Source organism: Butyrivibrio sp. VCB2006, assembly GCF_000420945.1.
GTDB lineage: Bacteria > Bacillota > Clostridia > Lachnospirales > Lachnospiraceae > Butyrivibrio.
In genome coordinates, this window is record NZ_ATVX01000004.1 from 57,423 (window position 1) to 70,867 (window position 13,445).

General features: G+C 42.1%; 12 protein-coding genes and 1 other RNA gene. 3 read left to right on the forward strand and 10 right to left on the reverse strand.

Going from position 1 to position 13,445, the window contains the following annotated elements:
• Positions 1 to 20 precede the first annotated feature (20 nt).
• From G613_RS0104550 to G613_RS0104575, 6 genes are all read right to left on the reverse strand, one after another.
• Entirely contained in the window at positions 21 to 875 is an 855-nt protein-coding gene (locus tag G613_RS0104550; RefSeq protein ID WP_029231530.1) for a gluconate 5-dehydrogenase, read from the reverse strand.
• Positions 876 to 1,097: 222 nt separating this feature from the next.
• On the reverse strand, positions 1,098 to 1,961 hold the full coding sequence (gene kduI / locus G613_RS0104555; RefSeq protein WP_029231531.1) for a 5-dehydro-4-deoxy-D-glucuronate isomerase: 864 nt from the start codon (positions 1,959 to 1,961) through the stop codon (positions 1,098 to 1,100).
• A gap of 235 nt (positions 1,962 to 2,196) precedes the next feature.
• Positions 2,197 to 3,546: an MATE family efflux transporter gene (locus G613_RS0104560; protein WP_029231532.1), complete on the reverse strand. Its 1,350-nt coding sequence runs from the start codon at positions 3,544 to 3,546 to the stop codon at positions 2,197 to 2,199.
• A 61-nt stretch (positions 3,547 to 3,607) separates the two neighbouring features.
• Positions 3,608 to 5,206, reverse strand: a complete 1,599-nt coding sequence (locus tag G613_RS0104565; RefSeq protein ID WP_029231533.1) for an alpha-L-arabinofuranosidase C-terminal domain-containing protein — start codon at positions 5,204 to 5,206, stop codon at positions 3,608 to 3,610.
• Positions 5,207 to 5,471: 265 nt separating this feature from the next.
• Entirely contained in the window at positions 5,472 to 5,663 is a 192-nt protein-coding gene (locus G613_RS0104570; protein WP_029231534.1) for a helix-turn-helix transcriptional regulator, read from the reverse strand.
• Between the two features lie 11 nt (positions 5,664 to 5,674).
• Entirely contained in the window at positions 5,675 to 6,193 is a 519-nt protein-coding gene (locus G613_RS0104575; RefSeq protein ID WP_155828031.1) for a hypothetical protein, read from the reverse strand.
• Positions 6,194 to 6,895: 702 nt separating this feature from the next.
• Between G613_RS0104575 and rnpB the strand changes: the two genes are divergently transcribed.
• Positions 6,896 to 7,366, forward strand: an RNA gene (rnpB, locus tag G613_RS18530) — RNase P RNA component class A.
• 120 nt (positions 7,367 to 7,486) lie between these two features.
• On the opposite strand, the gene G613_RS18470 is transcribed toward rnpB, so the two are convergent.
• Both G613_RS18470 and G613_RS19430 read right to left on the reverse strand, forming a co-directional pair.
• The gene (locus tag G613_RS18470; protein ID WP_029231537.1) at positions 7,487 to 8,632 is read right to left on the reverse strand and encodes a GGDEF domain-containing protein; all 1,146 of its coding nucleotides are present in this window, start codon (positions 8,630 to 8,632) and stop codon (positions 7,487 to 7,489) included.
• A 68-nt stretch (positions 8,633 to 8,700) separates the two neighbouring features.
• Entirely contained in the window at positions 8,701 to 8,898 is a 198-nt protein-coding gene (locus tag G613_RS19430; RefSeq protein WP_155828032.1) for an alpha-L-rhamnosidase C-terminal domain-containing protein, read from the reverse strand.
• 47 nt (positions 8,899 to 8,945) lie between these two features.
• On the opposite strand from G613_RS19430, the gene G613_RS0104600 reads away from it, so the two are divergent.
• A complete protein-coding gene (locus G613_RS0104600) occupies positions 8,946 to 9,431 on the forward strand; it encodes a TetR/AcrR family transcriptional regulator (protein ID WP_029231538.1) in 486 nt (161 codons plus the stop codon).
• An 11-nt stretch (positions 9,432 to 9,442) separates the two neighbouring features.
• Here G613_RS0104600 and G613_RS0104605 read toward each other — a convergent pair whose 3' ends face one another.
• Positions 9,443 to 10,954: a 2-oxo acid dehydrogenase subunit E2 gene (locus G613_RS0104605; protein ID WP_029231539.1), complete on the reverse strand. Its 1,512-nt coding sequence runs from the start codon at positions 10,952 to 10,954 to the stop codon at positions 9,443 to 9,445.
• A complete protein-coding gene (locus G613_RS0104610; protein ID WP_029231540.1) occupies positions 10,951 to 11,688 on the reverse strand; it encodes a lysophospholipid acyltransferase family protein in 738 nt (245 codons plus the stop codon). Before G613_RS0104610 ends, G613_RS0104605 begins: the two co-directional genes overlap by 4 nt.
• A 198-nt stretch (positions 11,689 to 11,886) precedes the next feature.
• Here G613_RS0104610 and G613_RS0104615 point away from each other — a divergent pair, with 198 nt between their 5' ends.
• On the forward strand, positions 11,887 to 13,350 hold the full coding sequence (locus G613_RS0104615; RefSeq protein ID WP_029231541.1) for a cell wall hydrolase: 1,464 nt from the start codon (positions 11,887 to 11,889) through the stop codon (positions 13,348 to 13,350).
• The last annotated feature ends 95 nt before the right edge of the window (positions 13,351 to 13,445 follow it).

Here is a 13,445-nt window from a genome sequence, read left to right on the forward strand (position 1 = left end):
TTAATCTATTACCAGTTGGCTCACTGTGCCTGGCTCTCGTCGATATCCTGGAACTTAGAAGGATCAAGGTTGTTAGGATCCTGTCCGATGTAAGCAGAAATACCACCATCGATATAAACTACCTGTCCGTTGATGAAGTCAGAAGCTGGAGATGCAAGGAATACTGCAAGTCCCATAAGGTCCTCTGTCTTGCCCCATCTCTGAGCTGGTGTCTTAGAACGGATGAATCTGTCAAATGGGTTCATTGATCCATCAGCCTGCTTCTCACGAAGAGGTGCTGTCTGAGGTGTTGCAATGTAACCAGGTCCAATAGCGTTGCACTGGATGTTGTACTGACCATACTCAGAGCAGATGTTTCTTGTAAGCATCTTAAGTCCGCCCTTAGCTGCTGCATAAGCAGATACAGTCTCACGACCGAACTCTGACATCATTGAGCAAGCGTTGATGATCTTACCTGATCCCTTCTTCATCATTGCAGGAAGAACTGCCTTAGAGCAGATGAATGGACCTGTAAGGTCTACATCGATAACCTGCTGCCACTGATCAACTGACATCTCGTGCATAGGAATTCTCTTGATGATACCTGCGTTGTTAACGAGGATGTCGATTGTACCAACTTCTTTCTCAACTGCAGCTACAAATTCCTGTACCTGATCTTCCTTAGTAACGTCGCAAACCTTACCGAAGGCCTTGATGCCGTGCTTCTCGTACTCAGCAAGTCCCTTGTCTACGAGTTCCTGGTTGATATCGTTAAATACAACCTTAGCTCCGCTCTCTGCGAATGCTACTGCATAAGCAAGTCCAAGTCCATAAGAAGCGCCAGTAACCCAAGCTACCTTGCCTTCAAGTGAAAAGTTCTTTAAAAAATCTCCCATTTTAAAATCCTCCTAATTGTCTCTTTATGTGAATTGTTTCTTATCACTACTAAAACATTGATGTACGGATTGCTTCACTTACGTTCTCGCAATCCTACAACCATTCGGAAATCGATATACTCATTTCATTCGCATATCTTTTTTCCTCATGTCTGTTCGGTCTTCAAGGTCAAGCATATTATCATGCAAGCATGAAATATGCTTGACTTTGAATCCCTTGTATCACATCAAGTCCTGCATAGCGCAGTCATCCATATCATCGAAATCCTGGTTTTCTCCAACCATTCCCCAGATGAATGTGTAAGCCTGTGTGCCGCATCCTGAGTGGATTGACCAGCTAGGGCTGATAACAGCCTGCTCATTTCTCATGATGATGTGGCGTGTCTCCTGAGGCTCGCCCATGAAGTGCATAACGAATGCATCCTCAGGAATATCGAAGTAAAGATAAACTTCCATTCTGCGGTCATGTGTGTGGCATGGCATTGTGTTCCATACGCTACCAGGCTTAAGCTCTGTCATACCCATCTCAAGCTGGCAGGTCTCAACCTGACCGGGAAGAATGTACTTGTTGATAACTCTGTGGTTAGCACCCTCAAGGCTTCCAAGCTCCTTCTTGTTCTCATCCTTGATGATAACAACGCCTTCCTCAGGTGTTCCTTCTCTTTTGATAAGAACTGTTGGATATGTCTTGTGAGCAGGTGCACTGTTGATGTAGAACTTAGCAGGCTTTGATGCATCTACGCTGGCAAAAGAAATATCTTTTGCTCCCATTCCGATGTACATTCCCTGCTTGTACTCTACAGTGTACTTCTTGCCATCAATAGTGATGACTCCGGCACCGCCGATGTTGATTACTCCCATCTCTCTTCTCTGAAGGAAGTACTCAGCTCTAAGCTCATCTCCGGCTGTAAGAACCAGCTCCTTATTTACAGGTACTGCAGATCCTGTGATGATTCTGTCAATATGGCTGTAAACAAGCTTGATGTCGTCCGGCTGGAACAGATCATCAATCAGAAACTCTTCTCTAAGTCTCTTGGTGTCATAGTATTTCTCGTCTCTTGGTGAACATGCAGTTCTAAGTTCCATAACTCCATCTCCTTTATATTTACCATCCTCTAAATGGTATTATTCTCTTTATGCTCTTGTATCATACTGTATAATTTATTCTTTGTCAGTTCATTTTTGTTATAAAAACTTGCAAATCTTGACATAATGTAAGAGCTTTCACTTTTTTTACATTTTACCCCAATCCCCCGGAAAAAGATAGGCAAAAAAATGCCCCCAGTGGTATGCTCCACTGAGGGTTCTTATTAGAGGAAGATTAATTAGCAAGCGTCTTTTTCTTGAAGCTGCGATATCTCATCCACGCTGTCAGGCCACTTATAGACCATACGATTCCCACAGACCACCAAATTCCCCATAAACCGATAACCGGGATTGATGTAAGGCCCACAGGCACTATGAATCTTCCAATGACTTCCACAATACCATTGAGGAGAGCAAAAAATGAATCTCCAAGACCGTTCAGTACTCCCCTGACCACATAAATGAGCCCAAGCATGATATAGAAGTAGCTTGTGATCCTAAGAGCCATCGCTCCCATTTCTATTACCGCTTCATCTGTAACAAAAATGCGGGTAATTGCCTCGCCGAAAAATTGCATTATCGGAAGCATCAAAACTGAAAAGATTGCCATGAGTACAAGGCTCTTTCTGTAGCCTTCAACAATTCTGTCTTTTTTGCTGGCTCCGTAGTTCTGCCCGGTATAGGTAGAAAGAGCTGCTCCCAAAGTCTGGTAGGGCTGATGAATTACCTGTTCTATTCTACTGGTTGCAGTAAAGGCAGCCACTGCCACTTTTCCATAGGAGTTAACTACCTTCTGAAGCGCCATACAGGAAATGGCAATAAGTGAAAACTGCAGGGACAACGGAACTCCAAGTCTAAGTATCTTTATGGTTATAGATGAGTCGAACCTAAGATCAGATCTGGTCATCTTGAAATACTCATTTTTCCTAATTGCATAAACAAGGCAACTGATTCCTGACAGGAACTGTGCTATCGCGGTGGCAACGCCGGCACCTACAACGCCCCAATGCATAATGTATACAAATAGCATATCAAGAGCAGTGTTGAGAAGGCATGAAAAAATAAGAAAATACAGCGGTGTTCTGGAATCGCCAAGAGCTCTCAGCATTGAGGATGCGTAGTTATAAAGCGAAACAAACACTATCCCAACGCACATGATTCTCATATAGGCTACAGCATCACCCATGATTTCATCAGGTGTGCTAAGAATCGCCAGTATTGGTGTAGTTAATACAAATGCCATAAAGCCTACTATTATCGGGAACACTAGCATGATATAGCCAGTATTAACTATGCAGCTCTTTACCTCAGAAGGATTTCCCTTTCCAAAGAACTGAGAAGTGATGATTCCTCCTCCACTTCCTATACCATTACATAGTGCAAAGAACAGGAAGGTAACTGATCCGGTAGCTCCTATAGCAGCCAGGGCATCAGCTCCTACAAACTGTCCCACAATAACCGAATCCACCAGGTTATATAGCTGTTGGAAGAGATTTCCTATAAGCATTGGAATAGAAAACTTGATTAAAAGGGAAACCGGACTCCCTTCGGTCATATTTAAAACCTGTGATTCGTTTTTACTCATTTTAAATCCTCATTAATGCAAAGCCTACTGCTATCCCCTCAAATATATATATCGATAGTAGTCAGCTTTCAAATACATATACATTCCAGGAAAGTGGCTTAACGTGAAGCTTAAACTCTCCATTTTCAAAGGTATAATTCTCCTCTTTCTCCGGAACAAGTGCATTTTCATTTTCAAAAGTATTCTTTGCTTCCATGTCATCTGTGTGCATTCTATATGCAGCTGATGGCTTGTAGCCCTCAAAGCCCTTGAGGTCGATTGTCAGAGGATACTCAGCATCTTCGTTTCTGTTGATAACAAATACTGTAAGGCGCTTATTATCTCTATCCCAGGCAGATGCAGAGTCGATAAAGTTAACACCCTCTTTTCCTGTGTACTGAGAAGTGTCCTCAATTGCGTAACCAGGCATATCATAGGTCTCGCACTCCACCTTGGTATCAAGAGAAATACCCTTGGCATAGTTAATAAGATCCATGAACACGTGGTGTGAAGCTGACTTCCATACATGGTCGTGATCTGATGAAGCAAGGGCAGAAAGTCCGCCTGTCATGCAGCCAATCTTGACTCTGTCAGCGTGCCTTAAAAGCGCAAGCTGAATTGACGCCATTGAAAGAGCGTGAAGCATGTCTCCACCAGGGAATCTGCGATCAGGCATGTTATCTGGATCGTGGCGAATATATCTTCTCTCAGGGTCAAAGCGGTAATGGTTTCTTGCCATATTATAGCGGCCATAGCCAGGATGAAGCTCCTGAAGAGGTCTGACCATTGCACCATATTCGTCAAAAGATATATTGACCTGCTTTGGGGATCTGTGTTTGGAAGCAACGTAGTCAATCATTGCCACCTCTGTGTTAATGAAATCTTCGTAGTACAGCGATCCGCCAAGTAAAGCCTTGATATCGCCCGGTGCTGCGCTGTGATAATGGTGAACAGATACATAGTCAACCACATCGTAGCACTTATTAAGGGCTGTTTCATCCCACTCCGGGAACCCTTCCATAAATGGTGCTGATGAGCCGCAAACTGCAGTTTCTATAGTTTCATCAATCCACTTGATTGCCTTGGAAGTCTCGAGAACTTTGACTCCGTATCCTTCAGGATTCTGATTCCAGGATCCAAGCTGCCATGGTCCATCCATCTCATTTCCCAGATACCACATTTTGACATTGTATGGATCTTCATGACCATATTTCTTTCTAAGGTCTGACCAGTAGGTTCCTCCCTCATGATTGGTGTATTCAACAAGATCCATGGCATCCTGTATACTTCCGGTTCCCATGTTTACAGTGTAAAGAGGCTCTGTTCCAACCTTAGCCGCCCACTGAAGATACTCATCATGTCCAACTTCATTTGTGTAGTACTGGTGCCATGCAGGATCAAGAACCACTTTTCTGTCAGCTAATGGTCCAATTGAATTCTTCCACTGCCAGGCAGATACGAAATTTCCTCCCGGCATTCTGACTGCCGGCAGATTTGTCTCTTTTAACGCCTTGATAAAATCTGTTCTAAAGCCCTGTTCATCTGCTGTAGGGTGCTTGGGATTAAACATTGTCCCATTCACCATTGTTCCTATAGGTTCAAGGAACGCAGAAAAAAGCCTTTCTGATATTTCCCCAATTTGGTACATCGGATGCACCGTAATCTTAGCATTTTGTGCCATTTTGTAACTCCTCCAATTTATCTTTTCCCCGTAATATCTAAATAGTAGACGGGCCTAACCTGATATCGCCAATAACACAATACGAAAGGCCAGATGTCTACATATAAAATGTAGCACACCCGGCCTTAATTCTTCTAAATCATTTTTGTTGAAAACACACCAATTATTGCTATGTAAGGTTATCTATTCACATAGCCACCTTCATGTATATTACTCTAGATGATTATTCTTTTTAGTATAAGTCATTTATGACTGTTGGAAGCTATCACTCCCAGAACAGCTCATCCAAAGTCTTATCCAGTGCCTTGCTAATGGCAATACACAGATTGATTGTAGGGTTGTAATCACCCTTTTCTATAGCACTTATTGTCTGTCTTGATACTCCACAAAGCTTGGCAAGATCATCCTGAGAGAGATCCTTACCTGCTCTTGCTGCCTTTAATCTAAGATTTTTCATAGGCTCCCTCCTTACTCCTGCTTGGAATCAATAGCTTTTTTGATAAGCATTTCTACACCAATGATGATAAATACAAGTCCAATTACAAGATTAACAAATGGGAAAGCAAGCACACCATCAACAATCATACTGCCATTTAAAAAGCCTCTGATTCCGTTAGCAAGGTTAATGACTGCAAGAGCTCCACATAATATTCCGTACCTCTTTGGATTTGTGTTAAGTCCAATATACGCGTCATGCCAAACTGAATAAACAACATGTACCAAAACTCCAATCATGATTGCACAAAAATGCTGTGTCATAACTCCCATAGGAATGATATTCCCTGCCTCTGCACATATTCCAAAGACAATTTCTGTAATTATCACTGCCCAAAATGCATACTTGTAAGCTACTCCTCTTACTCTTTCCTGCATTTCGTCATACTTGTTCACTCCGCGCTTTTTGTTAACAAACAATGCGATTATAGAAAAAATCGCCACAAAACTAATCCCCAATGCAAATCCCATCATGTATGATGTACTCTTCATAATTTAATACCTTACCTTTCTCAATACTCTTTATTATTCTTTTGTAGATCATGATCCTGAGCAGGTAATTAGTCGACGTTATCATCTGTTCATTCTCATATCTCTCCTGATAAATAATCCTAGATGGTTTTCTCTCGGTGAAATTATTCCATCCGGATTACTCCTGATGAGATTATACTAGCACTGTAGTAGAATGATGTCAACTATATTTTACATTTATCTTTTGGAAGTGTCATTTTGTTATTATTTCTGGCATTTAGCTTTTATTTTCTGGCATTTTTCATCTATGGAGTGCATTTTGCATGTAGGAATTGCCTATTGCATTTGAGGAATGCTTTTTGCTTTTGAAGAACGCTTTTGCTATTACTGAACTTCGTTTTCTGCAGATATCTGAAGACCATCTTACTTATCTGTGTTTCTATCTATATATATCTATCTCTGCATGTCTTTCTCCAGCTATGTTTGTATCGCATATGTTACTGTTCACTCGCTTGCAGCTCCCTCCAGTAACTGATTCGCGCATTCATTCCAATTCGACTTCGTCGAAGGAATGCGCTCACTCCTGAATCACTTTCTCACGAAATGCGCAGCACAGTGCGCATTTCTGTCTGAACAGTAACTCGCATATTCATATAGGGATTGCAAAGATTTCCAATCTGTGGTAATTTTGGTTAGTTCTTATTATAATTATAAGAAGAAACTTGAGTAGGATAGATGATCGCTGCCATGCAAACGAAAGGGCATGGGAGAGGAAAGTCCGGGCTTCGCAGGGCAGGATGCCAGATAACGTCTGGTGGAGGTGACTCCCAGGATAGTGCAACAGAGATATACCGCGTTAGCAATGAGGCGGACAGCTGTGACAAGATGGGACATATTCATGCTTGCATGAAATATGGCACAGATTGTCACAGATATGCGGCGAATGCCGCGTAACGAGAAATGCTTGCATTTCGAGTCCGCCGGACTAGCGTAAGGGTGGAAAGGCAGTGTAAGAGACTACCGTGCTGGTGGTAACATCAGTAGCCATGTAAACCCCATCCGAAGCAAGACCGAACAGAGAGCTATGAACCGGCCCGGTTCGCTTTCAGGTGGGTCGCTTGAGGCTGTCGGTGACGACAGTCCTAGATAGATGATCATCCACGACATAACCCGGCTTACAGTTCTACTCATACATATGCAAATAGCAATGCCCCTGTTCACACTGAACAGGGGCACTTTCTTTTATCTATTTCTATATTTAACTACATCCAACTTTATCAGTCATCAATATCTTCTAGTAATCTATTCATGATACTATCGATTTTCCTTCATTTCATACAGCTTCTCATCAGCTTTGGCAATAAACTGCGGAATAGTCGTCGGATTGTCGAAGTCGTATTTGGCATATCCGATGCTGGCCTCCAGTTTGAAGGGTGCGCCAGACTCTTCGTTGAGTCTCACAACATTGGCTCTGATAAGGTCCGCTGTTTCCTGGACCTGATGCCTACCTTCAGCCTCCATGATGACTATAAATTCATCGCCTCCAAATCTAGATAGAAACGCTCTGTTTCTACTATCACTGCAGGAAGCCTTCATAGCCTCTGCAACAGTCACCAGTGCCTTATCTCCTTCTACATGACCATATTTATCATTTATGCTCTTAAAATGATCCACATCCAGAATCATCAAATAAAGATCCATGTCCTGATTCTTGGATTTCATTTTCTGCGTAAGATATCGTTGCATCTCCTGACGGTTGTTGATTTGAGTCAGAGGATCAGTGGAAATATGGTTTTCTATGGCTGTTATGTATAAAAGAAGCATAGCTGCCGTGGCACCATAGCACATAATAGGCACAGTCAAAAAGAATGCCTGTAAAACTCCGCAGGTCAAAGGCGTTACAGGGAACAATCCCATAGCTACAAACAATCCATGGTCATAATATCTGTTACTGGTAAATGCCCTGTAAAAGGCCCTTATAGAAGAATACATTAAGTATCCGAAAGGAACGCTGAGCAAAACTACATATAACGGTCCATACTCCAGATATCCCGTTCCATCAATTTTAAAAAGATAATCTGTAAATACGCCAATAATAAGGATCAGTAATGCTACAAAAAAAGGTATCGCACTGGTAAAGATTCCTTTACGTGTAAGTATTTTGGTGCTTCCCTGAACTATTTCACAGTACGAGTACCACAACCATGAGGTCATCAAAAGACATATATAAGGAATGATAGTTGCGATATACATACCAATTTTGTTACTGTGAAAAACACCGCATTCAAACAGTATCCAGGCAGAATCCGTAACAAAATAAAGGACCAACATTTTCATTATCCGAGAAAGAATCACTGTAGAAAACTGCTTGTCCACGCCTCTTTCCAGATTGAATACCACTATGCTCAAAAAGACAATGCATGCAAAATTTGCCAACACATAGTTTATATAATCCGCCATGCCAACTACCTTTTCATGATAAATAATAATCTATAAATCATTTACTGATTACTATTTTACATGCATCGTCAAAATCCTTCAATCACATACTCTCCTGTATCTACTTCTCTCTCCTCCATTCCGGGAAGATTTATAGTTGCAGTGCAGTTTGATGGAACTACTATCTTATAAACAATCTTTCCATCTTTCTTTTCCCAGCTGCTCTCCACCTTACCATAGACGCTGTTATAGGAAGCAAAAGCCATGTGCGCCCTTTTCGTCATCATAATAGCTTCTAACCAAAGGAATTCTGAGAGAATCACTTATTGAGCTCATGCAGGATAAACCCATTTCCAAAATCTCCATAAAAGAAATCTGTGATCTTTCGGAAATGAGTCGTTCAACCTTCTACCTCCACTATCAGGATCAGTATGAGTTACTCTCTGATCTGGAAAATGAAGTACTGATTAACAGTGCAACTTCTCTTGGAAATTTAGATGGAGCATGGAATACAACAGAATCCATAGAGTCATTTCTAGAATATGTTAAAGATAACAAAAAAACCTTCGGAATCCTGCTGTGTCAGCCGGAGACCGAAGATTTTCAGAAGACAATAATCTCAAATATTGAAAAGGACGTTAAAGAATCAGTTCCAGAAATATTAGATTACAAAAACGTAGATTATGTTTTTACCTTTGTTATGCACGGAACCCTCAATATCCTCAGAGCCTGGATAGAAGGCGGTTTTGTCACTCCGGTAAAAGAACTTGCGGAGCTGATCTACAATCTGTGCAACAATGTAGCCAAAAAAGGCAACTGACATAAGCCCAATTATTTATAGCACTCCTCTGAAAGAGGCTTTTCAAGTAGCTCAGGCTTTTCAATCAGCATTTTTATCATCTTAAGAGAACGTCCGTAGTAGAAGCCGTCAGAGATTCGCTCGTCAATGGTGAAGGCCAGGTCAAGTTCTCTTTTCATGGTAATATTGCCTTCGCTGTCAAAGTGAGGTCTGTTTTTCTTGGTCCCCACAATGATAAAGATGGAGTTGGTTCCCCAGTTCATCAGATGATGGTAACCGATATCCATTCCAAGTGAACCCAGGTTGGTAAGTACTACAGAGCACTGATAAGGGTCCGTGGCAATCACCGACTGAGGCATCCAGCCATGCTTATCAAGGAATCTTGCTACTGCTCCTATAAGGTGCTTGCCGGGAAGCTTCATGATAAAATTCATAGCCTCTGTGGATTCATCATTCTGTGTCTTACAAAAAGCTATCTGCTGTCTGACCTTGCGGCTTATGCTCTCAAGGTTATCACTATCCTCCGCCACAATCCTTGCAAGAGTTTCATCTCCGTCATCCCTGAATTCTTTTTTGACAGTGAATGCTGCTGAAATATGATTTCTCTGATAAAGGGTCTGATTAGCGATAAAGCGGTTCATCTGAGGCCTGTGTCTTATGGTCTTAAGAGTTGCTGCGATCACCAGATCAAAAATAGCAATCCTGTCCTCGGGATGAGCCTTATTGTACTCTTTGATATAATTCTCGGTGTTTGAAATATCTACCGTGAGTTTCATGTAAGCCTCATTGTCGCATCTGTTTGGATACATCAGAGGCATCACATAATGCATGGCGTCAATATCTCTAAGAAGTGCTCCGTCTCGGCGGTCTCCTATTCTCCTATTTCCCAATTTAATATTCCTCCCAAATAACAATAGTTCCAGAAAAAGATATAAAACCAGCGCAGCCCATACATCTGTATAGGAGTGCTGCTTAACAAGGCATACTGAAATGCATATCATAAAGCCCCACAGGGTCATGAACACTTTTTTAAGCGCCTTGACTCCATCCGCTGTAATCCAGGCAGACAGAACAGCCAGAGTGTATCCCACATGAAGGGAAGGACATACTCCTGTAGGTGTATCAAAGGCGTAAATAATTCCAAGTATCCAGGTGCAGATATTTGCATGTTCAAAATGCTCAGGCCTAAGGTTCTGGACTGAGGGCCAAACAATATAAGTAATCACTGCAATAATCTGCATTCCGATGACGATCTTCTGGGCTCTGACAAAACTCTTTATGTCATACAGCATAAAATGCAGAAGAGATGCCACCATGAAAACGTACCAGGAGACGTAAAAGATAACAAAGTACTCATTAAAGGGGATTATGTCATCCACTACGCTATGAACCACATGACATTTACTCTCCGGAATGAGCCTTTCTGTGACAAAGTACATAAAGAAGTACACTACCCATCCAAGGAGAAGCAGCAAATGTCTGTACTCTTTACTATTTATATTCGATAATCTTAACTTTCTATAATCAACAACAGGTTTCTTCATGACAATCTTTCATTATATGGATATTTATTTTTGGACACGTTGGGATAAGGTACCACCCGGTGTCTCGGCAGGCTATAAGCCATTTCGGATATGTTTTCCTGAAGGTATGTGCAGATTCTCTCTGCCTCATCTCCTATCTTGGCCGCTGGATCATAGTAAATCGGCTTACCAAAGATAAGTTTCTTGTGCTCGGGGCAAACGTACATAGGGACAAAAGAAATGGCTTCCCCCGTCTGCCTATAGTAATACTTGGCCACATGGACAAAGCCCCGCTGGAAATTATGGACTATATTGTTATATTCCGTGTATTCCTCCGGAAAAATAACTACTGTCGCGCCTTCCTGCAATCTGTCACAGGATATCTGGAACGTCTTCATAAGGCGCTTATCCCTGTAAACAGGAATAGTGTCTGCATTGGTAAAAATAATCTCCGAAAGCCTTGGGATCATATATGACAGAAGCCTGAAGAAAGGTCTTATAAAAACAGGTTTCTTGGACCAGAAATCTTTGTAGGCATAATCGGCAACTCTGTCCCTTTCCATCATGTCGGAAATGCACCAGGTATAGTGCTCTCTTGGAAAATAAAGCTCGGCTGCAGCCGGTCCATAAGCCTGGGAATGATTACCCACAACAACCGACGGTCCGTCAGGCAAGTTCTCAACTCCCTCCACCTGAAATACCGGGCACCATATCTCTACTATCTTTCTACAGAAAAGAAAAACCGGATGTTTCACTTTACTAATCTACCTCCCAAAACTGTTTGCACACCCGAAGAATTAGTATAACAAATTTCACCTTATAATGCTATGAAAAAGCTAGATTTTTACAGACAATTATATAACAATTTAAGATAATTCTATGTCTTTTCATTTATCGCAAAAATGTATATTATATAGTTGTACAAAAGATATTTTTTTGCTTATGGGGAGCGTATGAAAGACAGATTATTAGCGGGGATTTTGATAATCATACTTGGAGTTTGCAGTGTGTGCACGGTTTCTAAGGCCGACGAGCTTGACGAAACCATTGCTGTCATGCAACAGCAGGAACAAGAGACGCAGCAAACAATATCAAATCTTGAGAAACAGACCAAAGAGACCCAGGATGCCATAAAAGAGCTCCAGGGTCAGCAACAACAGACTCAGGCCAACGTTTCCAATCTTCAAAACCAAAGCAGTTCTCTGCAAAATACAATCAATGGATATTCTAATAAACTTACAACTCTAAATCAGGAAATCTCTGAGACGGAAAGCCAGATGGCAGAAGTCTCTTCTGAAATTGTCAGACTCGACAACGAATTATCCGAAGCACAGCAACAGGAAAAAGACAGATACGAAGCACTGAAAAAACGCCTAAAATCCACCTATGAACAAGGAGGCAGCAGAGGTCTTTTGCAGATTCTTTTGGAATCGGGCTCCATGGGGGAATTCCTGACCAAGTTCGAGTACATAAATGCCATCATGGCCTACGACCAAAAGAAAATCCAGGAATTTCAGGCTCTTCAGGCAAACATTCAGGCAAAGAAAGATATCGTGGAAGAAAAAGAGGCCGAGCTTGATCAGTATCAAAACTCTCTGGACGAAAAACACGACGAGCTCACAAACCTCACCAATACTGTAAAAGGACAGCTAAACAGCACCAACAGTTCTCTTAATTCAGAAAAGAACAAGTTGGCAAATTATGATCAACAGCTCAAGGACCTGGATAAAAAGATGAAAGGTCTTGAATCACAGGTTGCTGCTGCCCAGGCCAAGCTGGCTCAACAGATTGCAGAAAGACTTGCTCTCACAAAAGAAGATACATCCGGCTCCTACTCAGCCAGTGACGAAGAACTGATCTGGCTTGCCGCTACAATCCAGGCGGAAGCTGACGGCGAATCCTATACCGGAAAGCTTGCTGTAGGCTCCGTTATCATGAACAGGGTAAAGAGTTCCTCCTTCCCTAACACAATCGTAGGCGTAATCACTCAGAATCTTCAGTTCGCCTCCTACCGCTCAGGTAAGGTAGAACTTATTATTTCAAGAGGCCCCAACTCCACCTGCGTAAACGCAGCCCGTGAAGTTCTAAATGGTGCCCGTGTTGGCGATTACCTGTTCTTCATGACCAAGTACTGGGCTGACTACTACCGCATCAGCGAGTACAACATGATCGGTAACCACGCCTTCTTCTACCGCTGGATCACCAAACCTGCCGAGGAAGCTCCCGCCGAACAACCTCAGGAACAGCCTGCAGAACAACCTCAAGAACAGCCACAAGAAGAACAGCCGCAAGAAGAACAGCCGCAGGAGGAAAATCAGGAAAACCAAGAAAATAACGACCAGCAAGAAGAAAACTATAGCGAAGAAAACCAAGACAACAACGAAGGCGTCGAAAACCAAGAAGATAATCAGGGCTAAAGCGTAAGCAACTAATTATGCTTCACATGCGTAACGCCTTACAATGCACAGCGGCCCCGGATGATAAGTGTATATCTGCTCTAATCCGATTTGAT